The sequence below is a fragment of the Leifsonia sp. TF02-11 genome (assembly GCF_017565305.1).
Taxonomy (GTDB): Bacteria; Actinomycetota; Actinomycetes; order Actinomycetales; family Microbacteriaceae; genus Leifsonia.
The window spans coordinates 1-17434 of record NZ_JAGEKP010000001.1; the positions used below are offsets into that span (position 1 = coordinate 1).

The window sequence follows — 17434 nt, forward strand, 5'->3', positions numbered from 1 at the left end:
CGTGACGAATCTCGACATTCGTGCCACGAATCTCGAGATTCGTCACGAATCATCGCCGAGGAACCGCTCGCTCGTCACGAGCCGTCGTCGGGCTCGGGAAGTATATTGGCGACGAATGTAGCCGGCGCACCGCCGGCGCCACACCGCGGCGCTCTTCCGCGCGCTGTCGCCTCTCTGCCGCGACATTCGTGACGAATGTGGCGATTCGTGGCACGAATGTCGACATTCGTGACGAATCCCGACGTGGCGATGCGCGGCGTCGGCGCTGCGGCGCCGTCGCGCTTCGCGTCGCCTCGCGCGCTGTCGCCTCTCTGCCGCGACATTCGTGACGAATGTGGCGATTCGTGGCACGAATGTCGACATTCGTGACGAATCTCGACGCTGACGGCGGCCGAGGCCGGGCGAAGGGCGCGTAGTCGACCCCTGACGCCGCGGGCCGCTGCTCTGCGCGCCCCCCGTGCCGCTGCGCTACGGCGCCCGCATTTGCCGCAAATGTGTGATTCGACGCGCCTAACGCCACATTTGGCACAAATCTTTCGTGATCGGGTGGCGGGAGATTTGCGCCGAATGTGGTGATTCGCGCCGGGTTACGCCGCATTTGCCGCAGATGCGCGTGGCGCGGTGGGGCACGGCGCGGCGCGCCGCCGCGCCGTCAAAGGCGTCCGGCGGCCTTCAGCGCGAGGTAGCGGTCGGCGAGGGCGGGCGGCAGGTCCGAGGGGGAGCCCGTCACGACCTCCCCGCCGAGGCGGCGCACCGCGGCCGAAACGCGCGCGACGTCGAGCAGCGCGCGCTCGGCGGAGGCGGCGCGGTACACGTCCTCCCTGCGCCCGCGTTGCAGCGCGGCGGCCTCGGCCTCGGGGTCGGTCACGCTCGCGACCACCACGATGTGCTTCTTCGTCAGCTGGGGGAGCACCGACAGCAGGCCGCGCGAACCGCCCGGCGCGTCGATGGAGGTCAGCAGCACCACCAGGGAGCGCTGGCTCGTCATCGCCCCCACCTGGGCGGGCACGGCCGACCAGTCCATCTCGATGAGCGCGGGCTCGATGCCCGCCATCGTGTCCACCATCCGCGACAGCAGCTCCGCGCCCGTCGCCCCCTGCACGCGGCCGCGCACGACCCGGTCGTAGGCGAGCAGGTCGATGCGGTCGCCTGCACGTGTCGCGAGAGCAGCCAGCAGCAGGGAGGCCTCGAACGCGGTGTCGATGCGCGGCTCGTCGGCGATGCGCGCGGCGGAGGTGCGCGCGGTGTCGATCACGACCACCACGCGACGGTCGCGCTCCGGGCGCCAGGTGCGGACCATGACACGGGCACCGCGGCCTCCCGTCGGGTCGTGCCGTCGTGCCGTCGCCCGCCAGTCGATGGAGCGCACGTCGTCGCCGCGGACGTACTCGCGGAGCGAGTCGAACTCGGTGCCCTGGCCGCGCAACATCACGCTCGTGGTGCCGTCGAGTTCGCGCAGCCGCGTCAGTCGCGACGGCAGGTGCTTGCGGGACGTGAACGGCGGCAGCACGCGGATCCGGCCGGGCGCCGCCAACGTCGCCTGCCGCGACCACAGTCCGAGCGGGCCGACCGCCCGCACCGTGAGCTGCTCGACGCGGCGCTCGCCTCTGCGCCAGGGCCGCAGCCCGACCGTGACGCGCCGGCGCTCGCCCGGCGGGATGCTGATGGCGATGCGGGAGGGCTCGGCCCCGGCCGACGGCTCCCACGCGTCGCGCAGCACGCCGCGCAGGGTGCGGGTCCCGACGTTGGTGACGAACAGCTCGGCGGTCGCGTCGGCGCCCAGCCGTACGCGCGCAGGAAGCTCACGGGCCACCCGCACGCGCCGCGGCGAGGCGGCCAGCGCCAGGTCGATCGCCCCGAGCACGACGCACAGCAGCACCCAGCCGCCCAGCGCGGCGTACGCGAGCGCCTGCTCCCCGCCGAGGAGCACGACGGGGACGACGCCCAGCGCCAGCAGGGCGACGAAACGTCCGGACACGGTCATCGGCTCGCCTTAGATCGGGACCTGGACCTGCTGCACGATGGAGCGCAGGATCGCGTCGGCGCCGACACCCTCGAGCTCGGCCTCCGGACGCAGCTGGATGCGGTGCCGCCAGACCGGGACGAGCATGGCCTGCACATGGTCCGGCGTGATCGAGTCGTAGCCGGACAGCCACGCCCACGCTTTGGCCGCGGCGAGCAGCGCGGTCGTGCCGCGCGGGCTCACGCCGAGCCGCACCGACGGGCTGCGGCGCGTCGCCCTCGCGAGGTCGACGATGTACGCCAGCACGTCCGGGTTGGCGCCGACGGCCGCCGCCGCCGCGCGGGCGTCGTTCAGCTGTCGCGCGTCGAGCACCGGCGTGACGCCCGCGCCGGCCAGATCGCGCGGGTTGAACCCGGCGGCGTGCCTGCGCAGCACCTCCACCTCGGCCTCGCGCTCCGGCACGTCGAGCGTGAGCTTGAGCAGGAAGCGGTCGAGCTGCGCCTCCGGGAGCGTGTACGTCCCCTCGTACTCGATCGGGTTCTGCGTGGCCGCGACGATGAACGGGTCGGGAAGGCGGCGGCTGACGCCGTCGACGCTGACCTGGCGCTCCTCCATCGCCTCCAGCAGAGCCGACTGCGTCTTGGGAGGCGTGCGGTTGATCTCGTCGGCGAGCAGGATGTTCGTGAACACCGGCCCTTCGCGGAACACGAACCCGCCGGTCTGCGCGTCGTAGACCAGCGATCCCGTGACGTCGCCCGGCATCAGGTCGGGAGTGAACTGGATGCGCGTGGTCGAGAGGCTCAGCGCCTCACTGAGCGAGCGCACCAGCAGCGTCTTGGCGACGCCGGGGACGCCTTCCAGCAGCACGTGCCCGCGTGCGAGCAGCGCGATCATGAGGCCGGTCACGGCCCCGTCCTGTCCGACGACGGCCTTGCCGACCTCTGCGCGCACCCGGGCGAGGGCGTGGCGCAGGTCGGCGGAGCCGGCGGCGGGAGCGCCGGCCGGGTTCGCGTCGGCTCGGTGGGATCCGGTCGTGAGGTCGGTCATGGTTCCATTCTTCCGGTCGATCGCGGATGGTCGGGGGAGGCGGCGGCTGCGGTGGCGCGTTCGAGTTCCGCCAGCCGGTCGGAGAGGTCGATGAGCTCGCGATCCGAGCGCGGGTGCTCATCGACCAGCAACAGGAGGAGAGCGGCGTGGTCTCGGCCGGTGAGCGCCGCGACGGCTTCGGCGACCTCGTCGGTCGTTGCGGCGCGGGGCAGTCCCACGATCGTGCTCAGCCGGCCGATCGTGCCGATGCGCAGCGCGTCGGCGGCGCGGAGCCGGGCCGACGATCGTTGGTACAGGCGGGCGCGGCCCTCGCGCGTCTCGCCGGCGCGGACGACGACGGGGAGGTGCTCCACCACCAGCGGCCCGAACCGGCGGCCGCGCCACACGGCCGCCGCCACGAACACCAGCGTGAGCAGGATCACGACGGGGGTCACCCAGCCGGGTGTGAGGGAGGCGAGGTCGGCCGGACCGCTGACCGAGCGGTCGATCAGACCCGGCAGATACCAGACCAGCGTGCGGTGCTCGCCGAGGAGGTTGAGGCCGAGAGCGGCGTTGCCGAGACGGTCGATCCCGTCGTTCATCAGCACGGCCGCCGAGCCGAGCAGGTAGACCGTGCGGCCCTGGTAGGAGGTCTCGACCAGCGACGCGCGCCCCCCAGAGCCCTCGAAGCAGGCCGTGGCGTCGCCGCTCGCCCGGAAAGTGCCGGGCGCAGAGGTGCCGTCGGTGTTCGTGGTGGCGCGCGGGTCGATGCGCGCGGCGCGCTGGGCGGCGGGGAGGTCGCATCCGGCGGAGGCCACACCTCCCGGTTCGCCCGCCGCGTGGACCGTCGGAGCGAGGGCCTGCAGCGCCGCGAAGTGCGGCTCGACGACGACGATGGTGCTCGCCACCGAGGTCAGCTGGTCGTAGCCTTCGTGGTCGAGGTTGCCCTCGGGGTCGTAGACGAGCACGGTCGTGTCGTCGCCTGCGGCGTCGCGCACCTGGGCAAGGGAGGCGGCCGTCTTCACGGTCACGCCCTGCTGGCCGAGCACCTGGGCGAGCGCCTTGCTGCCCACCGGTCCCGGGTTCGTGGTGCTCAGTGGGTCGCCGCCGATGCTGCGCCCCGCCCCCAGCGCCAGGCTGGAGAGGGCGACGAGCAGGGCGATGACGCCGAGGACGATCCACGGCACGGCACGGCGGGCGGTTCGTCGGACGGTGGGGGAGACCGCGGCGGCGACCGCGTCCTCCCCGGTCGGGACTGATGCGGGCACGGACGCGGGCTCGCGCTGCTGGGTCGTGCCCGGTGGCAGGATGCCCGTCACACGACCACCGCCTCCTGAGCAGGACGGATGCGCTGCAGCTGTGCGTCGAGGGCGACGAGCTGCTGGTATCCGGCCTCGGAGCCCGGCCGGTCGAGGTAGCGCACCTCGTCGAAGGTCTTCGCGGCCTGGCGGAGTTCTGCGCCCTGGTCGGGAGCGGAGCGCGCGGCCTGGGCGGCGAACTCGGTGGCGGTCGTCCCCGGGCGCACGTCCACGAGGGTGCGCTCGTCGAGCGCTGCGGCGATCGCCCGGAACTGCTCTTCGATCGCCAGCGGCCAGTCCGCCGCCCTGGCGGCCTCCGCCGCCGAGCGGCGCAGCTCGTCCGCCGAACGCGCGTCGTCGGCGCCGAACAGCGCGCGTCGGTCCGAGGCGGCCCTGCGGTTGACGCGCGGCCGGCCGAAGATCAGGAACGCGGCGACGATCAGCGCGGCGACGATCAGCACGACCACCACCAGCAGCACCGGTCCGGCATCGCCCGTCGGCCCGCTGAACAGCGATCCCAGCCAGTCCTGGACGGCCTTGGACGCGAGGTCGAACCAGGTGGGCTTGGCGGCCTGGTACTCCGGCTTGGCGAGCTCGTTGCGCAGCCAGTCTTGAGCTTGTGGCGAACTGGGATCCACCGGCACGTCGAGCCGGAGCGCCGAGAGCGGGAGCACGCTCAGGCGCCCGGCCAGGTCGCGCTCGGCGCGGGCTGCGTGTACGGGTCGGGCAGGTCGTGGCCGGTCTGGCGAGCCTCCACGAAGCGCACGAGCTCCAGGTCGAGCCCTTCTTTGCGCATCCGGAGGTCGATGTAGATGAGGCCGAGCGCGGCCGACTGCACGACGCTGCCGATCGCTCCGACGATCGCGCCGACGACGGACGTGAGAACATTCGCGCCGAGCTGGCTGGCTAGCACCGCGCTGAAGCTGGTCGAGTCGGGCGAGCTGAGCGAGGTCGGGGCGAACACGCCCCCGGCCATCAAACCGATGAAGGCGAACGGGATCGAGATCACCTGCGTGACGGCGTAGATGATGAGGTACAGCAGGATGAGCACGCCGAAGGTGCGCCAGAAGTACCCGGTGGTGAGCCGCCACGAGCGGGCGATCGCCGACCGCAGCGGCAGCCGTTCGATCACGAGCGCACTCGGCACGATGGACAGCTTGGTGTAGAGCCAGACGAAGAGGGCCAGCAGCCCGAAGCCGCCGCCGAGCCCGGCGAGGACGGCGCCGATCACGCCCGCCGTGCCGCCGAGCATCGCCAGCGCCACGATGACGGCGATCACGAGGGCGAACGCCAGCAGCCAGCCCAGCGACCACAGGAACGTCCAGCCGACCAAGGCTCCGAAACGGCTGCGGAGCCTCGCCCAGAGAGCCCGGAAGGTCAGCTTCTCGCCGAGGGTCTCGCGCGACACCTCGCTGACGACGATGCCCTGCAGGAGTGCGCCGAAGATCCCCGAGATGACGACCGCCAGCACGCCGAGCACGATGCTGCCGCCCACGGCGCCCGCGGTGATCGCGCCGCGGTCGGCGGCGTCCGCATTGTCGATCCGCGAGAACAGCAGGTAGCCGCCGCCGAAGATGAGCAGCGAGACGACGATGGTCGGGATGCCCTGCAGCACCAGCGCGGCGCCGACCGTGATCTTGGGGTTGCGCCGCAGAGCCTGGAACGGGGCTCCGATGAGCGTGCCGAACGCCAGGGGGCGCAACGGCACGAGTCCGGGCTTGGGCGGCGGAGCCCACCCGGGCTGAGCGCCTGGAGCACCATACTGCTGTTGCCATCCTGGCCGCTGTTGCCATCCTGGCTGCTGTTGCCAGCCGGGCTGCTGCTGCCAGCCGGGCTGCTGGGGGTAGCCCTGCTGGGGGTAGCCCTGCTGTGGGTATCCCTGCTGTGGGTATCCCTGCTGTGGGTATCCCTGCTGTGGGTACCCCGGCTGCGGATACCCCGGCGCGTACTCGCCGTATTGCGGAGCCTGCGCGGTCGGCGGGGGAGCGGTCGGCGGCGCCGGAGGTGTGGGAGGAGCAGGCGGCGGCGTCGCGCCTTCGGGTCCCGTCCCGCCGCCCGCTGTCGCGTCGTCGGTCGAGCCAGGTGCCCGCCAGGTCTGGTCGTCGCTCACGCCGTGCCTCTCATCCCCCGCCTGATGCGTGCTCCCATGCTGGCACATCCTCCTTTCCCGCGATGCCCCGTCCACGGGGCACGTCGCTGCGCATGCCAGGCAACCGGCGCAAACGGCGCACAGCCGGCAAACGGCGCACAGCCGGCAAACGGCGCACAGCCGGCAAACGGCGCACAGCCGGCATCGGGCCGGCATACAAGGCTCGTGCAGCCTCCTCGACTACGCTGGACCCGTTACATCCGCGGCGCGCGCCGCCCGAGAGGGGTTCAGGGGAATCTTCGGACATGACTAGTCGCATCCTGGTGGTCGATGACGACACCGCGCTCGCCGAGATGATCGGCATCGTGCTCCGCACCGAGGGATTCGACCCCGTGTTCTGCGAAGACGGAGCCCAGGCGATCGACATCTTCCGTGCTTCCAAGCCCGACCTCGTCCTCCTCGATCTCATGCTCCCCGGCCTCGACGGCATCGAGGTGTGCAGCCGCATCCGCGCCGAGTCCGGCACGCCCGTCATCATGCTCACGGCCAAGTCCGACACGGCCGACGTCGTCAAGGGCCTCGAGTCCGGCGCCGACGACTACATGGTCAAGCCGTTCAACCCCAAGGAGCTCGTCGCCCGAATCCGCACGCGCCTGCGTCCCGCCCCGACGGCACCGCCCGCCGAGCAGCTGCGCGTCGGCGACCTGCTCGTCGACGTCGCCGGCCACGAGGTGCGCCGCGGCGACGCCCGCATCGCCCTCACTCCGCTCGAGTTCGACCTCCTGCTCGCGCTGGCCTCCAAGCCGCAGCAGGTGTTCACGCGCGAGATGCTCCTCGAGCAGGTCTGGGGATACCACTACAAGGCAGACACCCGGCTGGTGAACGTGCACGTGCAGCGCCTGCGCGCCAAGGTGGAGCAGGACCCGGACAACCCGAAGATCGTGATGACCGTGCGCGGTGTCGGTTACCGCGCCGGCGCGGCGACCTGACCGGGAGGCCGCGATGCGCTTCCGTTGGCCCGACAGGGAGTGGTGGCGGCAGGTACCGTCCGAGCTCGCGCGGCTCTGGCGCCGCTCCCTGCAGCTGCGGACGGTCGCGATCACGCTCCTCCTGACCGGTGTCGCGATCCTCGTCACCGGCGTCTACATGGCGCTCAGCATCAGCAACGACCTCTACCAGTCACGCCTCGACCAGGCGCTGCGCGACTCCAGCCGGGCGACGACCGCCGCCCAGACGACGTTGAACGCCTCGGACATCGGGTCGTCGGACAGCGGGAAGAACCTGCTCAACTCCACCCTCCAGGCGGTCCAGGCGTCGACCTCCAGCCGCCTGATCGCCGCATACCGCGTGCCGGGACAGGACACGAGCGTTCTCGCACCGCCCGACCGCGGCAGTCCGGCGCTCAACCCGGTCATCTCTCCGGAGCTCCGGACCGCCGTGAAGAACGGCGGGACGAAGCAGTTCTACCAGTCGGTGGCCCTGCCCTCGGGCACGGACTCGACCGACCCGGGGATCGTCGTCGGGACCCAGCTGACGCTGCCGTCGTACGGCCGTTACGAGCTCTACATCGGCTACAACCTGCGCGACTCGGAGAACACGCTCCTGTTCGTCCAGAACACGCTCCTGCTGGCCGGCCTCGCGCTGATCGTGCTGATCGGCGCCATCACCTGGCTCATCGTGCGCTTCGTCGTCGAGCCCATCCGGGTGGCGGCCAGCACGAGCGAACGGCTGGCCGCCGGCGACCTCGCGGTGCGCATCCCCGAGAAGGGCGAGGATGTCTTCGCGTCGTTGGCGCGCTCGTTCAACGGGATGGCGGACAGCCTCCAGAGCCAGATCAACCAGCTGGCGACGCTGTCGCAGCTGCAGCAGCGTTTCGTCTCCGACGTGTCGCACGAGCTGAGGACGCCGCTGACCACGATCCGGCTCGCCGGCGACGTCATCTACGACCAGCGCGGCTCGTTCCCGCCGGCGACCACACGGACCGCCGAGCTCCTGCACACCCAGATCGAGCGGTTCGACCGGCTGCTCTCCGACCTGCTGGAGATCAGCCGATACGATGCGGGCTCCGTGGCACTCGAACCGGAACCCACGAACCTCGTGCGTCTCGCCGAAGAGGTCGTCGACGAGCTCAGGTCGGTCGCCGAGCAGAATGGATCGGAACTGCGGCTGGAGGCGCCGGGCGGCTACTTCGATGTCGAAATGGACCCGCGGCGCATCCGCCGGGTGGTCCGCAACCTCCTCGGCAACGCGATCGAGCACGGCGAAGGGGCACCGGTGGTGGTGACCGTCGACAGTAACGAGACGGCCGTCGCGCTCGCCGTCCGCGACTACGGGATCGGGATGAGCCAGAACGACGTCAACCACGTCTTCGACCGGTTCTGGCGGGCCGATCCGTCGCGCAAGCGCACCCTCGGCGGCACGGGTCTCGGCCTGGCCATCTCCCTCGAGGACGTCACACTGCATTCCGGCTGGCTGCAGGTGTGGTCGATGCCGGGCGAGGGCGCCTGCTTCCGGCTCACCCTGCCGCGCGTCACCGGCAAGGGCATCATCTCGTCGCCCCTGCCGCTGCCTCCCGTCGACGCGGGCGCCAAACCGGGCCGCCGTGCGGACGCGACCACGATCGATTCGGCGGCCATCGCGAGCGCGGGCTCGGACAACATCGACGACGGCATCGTGCGTCCGGGAAGCGAGGCACGGGCATGATCCGGCGGACGGCACGGGGACTGGGTGCGGCGGTGGCGATCACGCTCGCCCTGGTGCTCGCGGGGTGCGCGAGCATCCCCGATTCCGGACCCGTGCGCCGGGGCGGCCCCGTCGCCCAGGTCAACGACCAGCTCGACCTCGACTTCAACCCGTCGCCTCCCGAGAACGGCGCATCGCCGCAGCGGATCGTCCAGGGCTTCATCGACGCCGCGTCCAGCCCGAAGAACAACTTCCAGATCGCCCGCAAGTACCTGACGAAGTCGATGGCGGCCTCGTGGAACCCCGACGAGTCGGTCACCATCGACGACGGCCGCAACCGCACGTTCGACCACGAGGGCAACCAGTGGTCGGTCGATGTGATCCCGGTCGCCAACGTCGACAGCGTCGGGTCGTACCGGCCGCTGGCGAGCAAGGCGCCGATCGGCCTTTCCTACGAGCTCGCGCGTGAGAACGGGCAGTGGAGGATCGCGGTGGCGCCCGATGGCGTCGTCATCGACGACCCGACCTTCCGCGCCGTGTACAGCCAGCAGACGCTGTACTTCTACAGTGCCGGCTACACCTACCTGGTGCCGGATGCGCGCTGGTTCCCGGCGCGGGTCGCGTCGGCGGCGACCCGTGTCGCCGGCGCCGTGCTCGCCGGGCCGGCCAAATGGCTGAACGGCGCCGTGACGACCGCCTTCCCGCAGGGCACGCAGCTCGCGGTCCCCTCGGTCACGACGGCCGGGGGTGTCGCGCGCGTCGACCTCAGCTCGGAGGCCGGGCAGGCGGACCAGGTGCAGCTGCAGCGCATGCAGCTCCAGCTCCAGCAGAGCCTCGGCGCGCTTGCCTCGTCCGTCCAGCTCTCGATCGAAGGCAACGTGCAGCAGATCTCGTCGCTCTCCGACTCGTCATCCCCGCTCCAGGACCCGTCGGTCGACTCGCACGCGATCGTCTACCGGGGCGACAGCTTCGGGCTCCTCAACGGGTCGACGATCACCGATCTGAGCGGCGTGAGCGACAAGGTGGTGGCGCTGCAGCCCAGCGCGGCGACCGTGGACGCCAACCGCGACCAGGTCGCGGTGCTGTCGCACGGAGCCGCCGTGCTCGTGCGCAAGTCGGGCGACCCGGTCCGCGTCGACACGAGACCGGGACTGATCGCGCCGGCCCTCGACAACAACGGCTGGCTGTGGAGCGTGCCCGCCACTGCACCCGACGCTCTCCAGGTCGCGGGCTCGAACGGGCAGCCGCACGCGGTGAAGGTGGCCTGGCCCGGAGCGGTCGGGATCGTCGCGCTCGCCGTCTCTCGCGACGGCACGCGCGTCGTCGCGGTGCTGAGCACCGCGACAGGCTACGCGGTGGTCGCGGCGGGGGTCGTCCGGGACACGGACGGGCTGCCGACCGCCATCACGCAACCGATCGAACTGGCGGTCGGCGACGGAACGCCGATGTCGATCGCGTGGACGGGGGAGCTCACCGTCGCCGTCCTTTCGACGACGAACGGGGATGCCACGGTCATCACGGAGCAGACCATCGGCGGCACGTCGACGACGACCGCAGGTCCGACCGCCGGGCGTACGATCGCCGGCGCTGGAGGCCTCTCTCGCTACCTCGTGCTCGCCGCAGACGGCACGCTCCAGGCTCCGACGGGCAGCGGCTGGCAGACGCAGACCGACAAGGTCGGCGCTCTCGCCGTCCAGCTCGGCCAGCCCTGACCGGCGTCAGCCCTGGTTGACGTCCTCCACAGCCCGTGCCGACCGCGGGTTATCCACTGATCTCGGGCGCCGGCGGATGCGGAGGGAGACCACCGACGAGGCTGGAGGCATGACCTCGACACCTGCCGCTCCCTCGCCCGCACGCCGACCAGTCCGGGATGCGCTCCTCGACGCCGCCGCCGTGCTGCTACCGGTCCGCTGCGCCGGCTGCTCCGTACCCGACCGGTCGGTGTGCACTGCGTGCGAGCGCTCGCTCGCGCCGCACCTGCGTACGCGCACGGTCGCGGGGATCTCGGTCAGCTCGGCCCTCGAGTACGACGGCGTGCCCCGCGCGGTGCTCCTGGCCTATAAGGACGCCGGGAGGGTGGATGCCGCTTCCGCCCTGGCCGGCGCGCTGCGGGCCGCGATCGCGGGTGCCGGTGCGGGCGTCGGCGTGGGTGTCGGCGAGGGCGCCGAGGTGGGTGCGCGTGCCGGCAGGGGCGATCGGGTCGTGCCCGTGCTCATCCCCTCGACGCGCGCGGCCTGGAGGCGCAGGGGCTATCACCCCACGGGGATGGTCCTCTCACGTTCGCGCATCCTCGATCCGCCGCTGTGGCGCGCGTTGCGGCTGACGCGACAGACCGCCGACCAGGCCGGGCTCTCGTCGAGCGACCGCGAGCGCAATCGCGAGGGCAGCATCGTCGCCTCCGACCGGTTGGCGGGGAGACGCTGTCTGATCGTCGACGACATCGTGACGACGGGCGCCACTCTCGTGGAGGCCGCCAGGGCGATCGCTGCGGCCGGCGGCGTGGTGGCCGGAGCTGCCACGATCGCGCAGACGCCGCGGCATCGATGAGCTCCGCCGTGCCTCAGAATTCACCCCCTGATTACGGTTCCTTAACGCACGGTGGGGCACTACGGTAGTCGAAAAGGCGCGAGCGATTCCGCCCTTCGTGATCCGGGCGGACGTCACGCCGGATCAGGGAGGTCTCCATGGACATCAACATCGTCGGACGCAACCTGGGAATCACTGATCGGTTCCGCGAATACGCGACAGAGAAGGCCGACAAGGTCGCGCATCTCGCCGAGCGGGCCATCTCGTTCGAGATCAAGGTCAGCAGACACAACGAGAAGGCAGGATCCCAGAACGGCGACGATCGCGTCGAGCTGACGCTGGTCGGACCGAGGGCGGTGGTCCGGTCGGAGGCGACCGGCACCGACAAGTACGCGGCGTTCGACATCGCGCTCGGCAAGCTCCTCGAACGCGTCAGAAGGGCCAAGGACAGGCGCAAGGTTCATCGCGGGCAGCACAGGCCGACGTCGCTCCGCGAGGCCAGCACCGACGGGTTCAGTGCCGTCGGACTCGCCGCGGCGCCTGTGTCGGTGCTCGACCAGGTGCGCACAGGGAGCGTTCCCGCCGTCACCGACGAGACGGAGTCGAGCGAGGTCGAGGAGGAGTACAGTCCTGTCGTCATCCGCCAGAAGGTCTTTGCGAGCATCCCGATGACCGTCGACGACGCGCTGTACTACATGGAGCTGGTCGGCCACGACTTCTACCTGTTCGTGGACCAGGAGACCAAGCGACCGAGCGTCGTCTACCGCCGCAAAGGCTGGGACTACGGCGTGATCGCCCTCGACGACGACGCCGAGGAGCTGCAGGAGGTCGCGACGGCCAGCCGCAAGCTCGGCTGACGCACGCGCCGATGGCGTGCGCCTGGGCGGCGCACGCCATCGGCGTCTTCGGTCCGCGTCGGCCCGTCGCCGCCCGTTCACGCACCTTTCAGCCCCCTCCCAGCGCCCACGGGACGTCTCCCGGGGCTGACCAAGTACGATGTTCTCTATCGTCGGCGGAGTGTGCCGTGCGGCGTGCGCCCGCCGGGGCGCGGGCATCATCGGCCCGACCGAGCAAAATGGAGTGCATCAGTGGCCTCAGTTCTTGAAAAGGTTCTCCGCGTCGGCGAGGGACGCACCCTCCGGCGCCTGGAGGCGTACGCGAAGGCGGTCAACGCCCTCGAGGACGACTTCAGCGAGCTGACCGACGACGAACTCATGCACGAGACCGTCGAGCTGCGCGAGCGCTACAGCAACGGCGAGTCGCTCGACGACCTGCTGCCGGAGGCGTTCGCCGCCGTGCGCGAGGCATCCAAGCGGACGCTCGGCATGCGGCACTTCGACGTGCAGATCATGGGCGGCGCCGCCCTCCACCTCGGCAACATCGCCGAGATGAAGACGGGTGAGGGCAAGACCCTGGTCGCGACAACGGCCGCCTACCTCAACGCGATCGCCAGCCGCGGCGTGCACGTCATCACCGTCAACGACTACCTCGCGAGCTACCAGTCGGAGCTCATGGGCCGCGTGTTCCGCGCGCTCGGGATGAGCACCGGGGTGATCCTCGCCGGTCAGACCCCCGAGGAGCGCCGCGAGCAGTACGCCGCGGACATCACCTACGGCACGAACAACGAGTTCGGCTTCGACTACCTCCGCGACAACATGGCGTGGCAGGCGAGCGACATGGTGCAGCGCGGTCACTACTTCGCGATCGTCGACGAGGTCGACTCGATCCTCATCGACGAGGCGCGCACGCCGCTGATCATCTCCGGTCCGTCGTCCGGCGAGGCGAACCGCTGGTTCAACGAGTTCGCGAGCCTGGCCACGCGCCTCACGCCCGAGGTCGACTACGAGGTCGACGAGAAGAAGCGCACCGTCGGCGTTCTCGAGCCCGGCATCGAGAAGGTCGAGGACTACCTCGGCATCGACAACCTCTACGAATCGGCGAACACGCCGCTCATCTCGTTCCTCAACAACGCGATCAAGGCGAACGCCCTCTTCAAGCGCGACAAGGACTACGTCGTCATGAACGGCGAGGTGCTCATCGTCGACGAGCACACCGGCCGCATCCTGGTCGGCCGTCGCTACAACGAGGGCATCCACCAGGCCATCGAGGCCAAGGAGGGCGTGGAGGTCAAGGCCGAGAACCAGACGCTCGCCACGGTCACGCTGCAGAACTACTTCCGGCTGTACAAGAAGCTGTCGGGCATGACCGGTACCGCCGAGACCGAGGCGGCCGAGTTCATGAGCACCTACAAGCTCGGCGTCGTCCCCATCCCGACGAACAAGCCGATGCAGCGCAAGGACCAGCCCGACCTCGTCTACAAGAACGAGAAGGCCAAGTTCGACCAGGTCGTCGAAGACATCGCCGCGCGCTACGAGAAGGGTCAGCCGGTGCTCGTCGGCACGACCAGCGTCGAGAAGAGCGAGTACCTGTCGCGCCTGCTCGCCAAGAAGGGCGTGCGCCACGAGGTCCTGAACGCGAAGAACCACGCGCGCGAGGCCGCGATCGTCGCCCAGGCCGGGCGGCTCGGGTCCGTGACCGTCGCCACCAACATGGCCGGCCGTGGAACCGACATCATGCTCGGCGGCAACGCGGAGTTCATCGCGGTCGCCGAGATGAACGCCCGTGGGCTGTCCCCGGTCGAGACCCCCGACGAGTACGAGGAGGCCTGGGACGGCGTCTTCGAGGACGTCAAGGCGAAGGTGGCGGAGGAGGCCGAAAAGGTCATCGCCGCCGGCGGCCTGTACGTGCTCGGCACCGAGCGCCACGAGTCGCGCCGCATCGACAACCAGCTGCGCGGTCGGTCCGGCCGCCAGGGCGACCCGGGCGAGAGCCGTTTCTACCTGTCGCTGACCGACGACCTCATGCGTCTGTTCAACGCGGGCGCGGCCGAGAGTCTGATGGGCCGCACCAGCGTCCCCGACGACATGGCGATCGAGTCCAAGGTCGTCAGCCGCGCCATCCGCAGCGCGCAGTCGCAGGTGGAGGCGCGCAACGCCGAGATCCGCAAGAACGTCCTCAAGTACGACGATGTGCTCAACCGCCAGCGCGAGGCCATCTACGGCGACCGTCGCCACATCCTGGAGGGCGACGACCTCCACGAGCGCGTGCAGAAGTTCCTCACCGACGTCATCGACGACATCCTCGACCAGCACACCGGCGAGGGCAGTGGCGACGACTGGGACTTCGACGCGCTCTGGGCCGAGCTCAAGACGCTCTACCCGGTCGGCGTCTCCATCGACGAGGTCATCTCCGAGGCCGGCAACAAGGGCCGCATCAACCGCGACTTCATGCGCCGCGAGATCATGTCGGACGCCAAGATCGCCTACCAGAAGCGCGAGGAGTCTCTCGGATCGCCCGCGATGCGCGAGCTGGAGCGCCGCGTGGTGCTGTCGGTGATCGACCGCCGCTGGCGCGACCACCTCTACGAGATGGACTACCTGAAGGACGGCATCGGTCTGCGCGCAATGGCCCAGCGCGACCCGCTGGTCGAGTACCAGCGCGAGGGCTACGCGATGTTCCAGCAGATGATGGGTGCGATCCGCGAGGAGACGGTCGGCTTCCTGTTCAACCTGGAGGTCGAGGTCAACCAGGCGCCAGACGAGGTGGCGGCCCCGGCCGTCGCAGCCAAGGGCCTCGCCCGCGGCGACTCGTCCGAAGGCCGGCTCAGCTACTCGGCTCCCGGCGAGCAGGGTGAGGTCGAGGTCCGCAACCAGCGCGGCCAGATCGAGAAGGCCGCAACCGACCGCGCGCAGCGCGCCCAGCGCCAGGCGGCCCCGGCCCCCGCGGCCCCTCCCGCTCAGGCGTCCAACCAGCGCGGCGCGTTCGGCCAGCGTGTGGAGGAATCCGACGACGCACCCACCAACCGTGCGGAGCGCCGGGCGCAAGCCAAGAAGCGCTGACCTCAGTGCACCGCCGGACGGCGGGGCGGCCACGTGGTCGCACCGCCGTCCGTGGTTTGCGGGTGGCTCTCGGTGGCCGCTGCGCCGCAGCCACGCGCAGCCGGGCGGATTTAGCCGCCAATCGCGGTCGCGGCAACGCTGCCGCGATTCAGCGCACTAATCGCGGTCGCGGGCGTCGCGCGCGTTCGAGCGACTCGCGCCGCGACACCCCGCGCCAGCCGGCGCACGCCGGCGAGCGGCTCGCGTCACGGGGCCACGCGCCCTGTGACGTGACCGGGGTGGCTGAGTTAGTGCCACCAATCGCGGTCGCGGGCCTCGCGCGCGGCCCGCACCGCGACACCTCGTGCAGGCCGCGTACCGGCCACCGGCCCGTGTCACGGGGCTATGTGCCCCGTACCGTGACCGGGCCGGCGGATTTAGTCCACTAATCGCGGTCGCGGGCCCCGCCTGCGGTCGCGCGACTCGCGCCGCGAGACCCAGTGCTGGCCGCACGCCGGTAAGCTGCCCGCGTCACGGGGCTGCGCGCCCTGCACCGTCACCGGCCGGCGGAAATAGCCGCCAATCGCGGTCGACCGCCTCGCGCCTCGCGCCCGCGGCTACAGCGTCCGGCAGCCCGCCGTCGACATGGCCACCTGACGGAGGCCGCGTGCACCCCGCGCCGCGGCAACCCCGCTAGCCGCACATGCACACCGCACATCGCACATCGGCCCCGCGTCACAGAGACCACGCCCGCGTGACCCGGCCGACCGGCCGGCCGCTACAGCACGCTGATCGCGGTCGCGCGCCAGCGTTTCCTGTGGCGCTCCAGTCGGAGGGCGACGGCTCGGGAGCGGGTCGGCTGGTGGATCATGACGACGGCGTCGACGATGGAGTCGCCCAGGCGGGTGATCATCGGCTCGCCGACGCGGACGCGCGGGCGGCGGGCGTCGTCGCCCAGAGCCTCGCGCGAGCGCGAGGCGATCACCGTGCGGCGGAGCAATTGAACATACACCGAATCACTGACCCACCTGCCGAGTTGGTCCAGGGCTCGCGCGCCCGCGAGGATCTCGATGACGCAGAGGGCCAGCTTCGCGCTCAGCAGGCTCGGATCGTCGTCGAGTCCGGTGACGAGCCGGAGGTCGGGGTCGGGGTCTTGCTGCACGACGCTGAGCGGCGGCCGGCCCAGCGCCGACGCCTCCGGACGCGCATCGGCGACCGGCGGCCGCGTCGCGGGCGGCCGGAGCGTGTCCGTGTCGTCGAAGGCGGCGACGCCGCCGGCGGCGCGGTCGAGGACGGGAGCAAGGAGTGCGTTCATCTGATGGTGGCTCGATTCTTCTGGTCGACGCGGTCGTCGATATATCTGTCTCACACTCAAGCAGCGCGGTCCGCGGGGGTCCAGGGCATCAACGCGGGTGTGGACAACTCGTTCCACCTCGTCGGCCCACGCGGCCGGCCGGCGACGAAGGACAGCTCGAACTTTCGGACGATGCGGCCGTTCGTCGCGCACGGGAGAGTGGAAGCATGAAGTCTTCGTTCATCGCATCCGTCGTCTACCTCGTTCTCGGTGTCGGGTCCGGCCTGTTCTACCGCGAGTTCACCAAGGCGCATGATTTCGCCGACGGGGCGAACACCCAGCTCGGATTGGTCCACACCCACCTGCTCGTGCTCGGCTTCGTCGTCTTCCTGCTCGTGCTCATCCTCGACCGGCTGTTCGGGATCGCCCGCGGGCCGCTGTTCCAGTGGTTCTTCTGGACCTACAACGCCGGCCTCGTGCTGACCGCGGCCATGCTGGCCGTCCACGGCAGCCTGACGGTCCTCGGCGAGCAGAGCACCGCCGCGATCGCCGGCATCGCCGGGCTGGGGCACATCCTGTTGACGGTCGGGCTCATCCTGTTCATGACGGCGCTCGGTCGCCGGATCTTCGGGAGGCAGGCCGCCGTCACCGAGGGGTGACCGCGTCTGTCTATAGTGG

13 protein-coding genes are annotated in these 17434 nt (G+C 70.8%); 7 read left to right on the top strand and 6 right to left on the bottom strand.

From position 1 onward, the window contains the following. Positions 1-652: 652 nt before the first annotated feature. From JNB50_RS00005 to JNB50_RS00025, 5 genes are read right to left on the bottom strand one after another with little or no spacing between them, the layout of a single operon-like run. A complete protein-coding gene (locus tag JNB50_RS00005; RefSeq protein ID WP_208038073.1) occupies positions 653-1984 on the bottom strand; it encodes a DUF58 domain-containing protein in 1332 nt (443 codons plus the stop codon). Positions 1985-1993: 9 nt separating this feature from the next. Then, a complete protein-coding gene (locus JNB50_RS00010) occupies positions 1994-3010 on the bottom strand; it encodes a MoxR family ATPase (RefSeq protein WP_208038074.1) in 1017 nt (338 codons plus the stop codon). Continuing rightward, positions 3007-4308: a DUF4350 domain-containing protein gene (locus tag JNB50_RS00015; protein ID WP_307794536.1), complete on the bottom strand. Its 1302-nt coding sequence runs from the start codon at positions 4306-4308 to the stop codon at positions 3007-3009. The genes JNB50_RS00010 and JNB50_RS00015 overlap by 4 nt, the downstream gene beginning before the upstream one ends. Then, positions 4305-4961, bottom strand: coding sequence for a DUF4129 domain-containing protein (locus JNB50_RS00020; protein ID WP_307794537.1), 657 nt, complete (start codon positions 4959-4961; stop codon positions 4305-4307). The genes JNB50_RS00015 and JNB50_RS00020 overlap by 4 nt, the downstream gene beginning before the upstream one ends. A 2-nt stretch (positions 4962-4963) precedes the next feature. Further along, positions 4964-6397: a proline-rich domain-containing protein gene (locus JNB50_RS00025; RefSeq protein WP_243767902.1), complete on the bottom strand. Its 1434-nt coding sequence runs from the start codon at positions 6395-6397 to the stop codon at positions 4964-4966. 284 nt (positions 6398-6681) lie between these two features. Between JNB50_RS00025 and mtrA the strand changes: the two genes are divergently transcribed. The 6 genes from mtrA (at position 6682) to secA (ending at position 15483) form a co-directional block, all read left to right on the top strand. Next, positions 6682-7365 (top strand): MtrAB system response regulator MtrA, encoded by a 684-nt coding sequence (mtrA, locus tag JNB50_RS00035; protein WP_208038076.1) that lies wholly within the window; start codon positions 6682-6684, stop codon positions 7363-7365. Between the two features lie 13 nt (positions 7366-7378). Further along, positions 7379-9079 (top strand): MtrAB system histidine kinase MtrB, encoded by a 1701-nt coding sequence (gene mtrB / locus JNB50_RS00040; RefSeq protein ID WP_208038077.1) that lies wholly within the window; start codon positions 7379-7381, stop codon positions 9077-9079. Continuing rightward, positions 9076-10770 (top strand): LpqB family beta-propeller domain-containing protein, encoded by a 1695-nt coding sequence (locus tag JNB50_RS00045; protein ID WP_243767842.1) that lies wholly within the window; start codon positions 9076-9078, stop codon positions 10768-10770. Before mtrB ends, JNB50_RS00045 begins: the two co-directional genes overlap by 4 nt. Positions 10771-10879: 109 nt before the next feature. Beyond that, the gene (locus JNB50_RS00050) at positions 10880-11605 is read left to right on the top strand and encodes a ComF family protein (protein ID WP_208038078.1); all 726 of its coding nucleotides are present in this window, start codon (positions 10880-10882) and stop codon (positions 11603-11605) included. A gap of 137 nt (positions 11606-11742) precedes the next feature. Beyond that, positions 11743-12441: a ribosome hibernation-promoting factor, HPF/YfiA family gene (hpf, locus tag JNB50_RS00055; RefSeq protein WP_208038079.1), complete on the top strand. Its 699-nt coding sequence runs from the start codon at positions 11743-11745 to the stop codon at positions 12439-12441. A 231-nt stretch (positions 12442-12672) separates the two neighbouring features. After that, on the top strand, positions 12673-15483 hold the full coding sequence (secA, locus tag JNB50_RS00060) for a preprotein translocase subunit SecA (RefSeq protein ID WP_208038080.1): 2811 nt from the start codon (positions 12673-12675) through the stop codon (positions 15481-15483). Between the two features lie 757 nt (positions 15484-16240). Here the strand turns inward: secA and JNB50_RS00065 are convergent. Continuing rightward, the gene (locus tag JNB50_RS00065) at positions 16241-16777 is read right to left on the bottom strand and encodes an Rv3235 family protein (protein WP_208038081.1); all 537 of its coding nucleotides are present in this window, start codon (positions 16775-16777) and stop codon (positions 16241-16243) included. Positions 16778-16983: 206 nt separating this feature from the next. On the opposite strand from JNB50_RS00065, the gene JNB50_RS00070 reads away from it, so the two are divergent. Continuing rightward, entirely contained in the window at positions 16984-17415 is a 432-nt protein-coding gene (locus JNB50_RS00070) for a DUF2871 domain-containing protein (RefSeq protein ID WP_208038082.1), read from the top strand. Positions 17416-17434 lie beyond the last annotated feature (19 nt).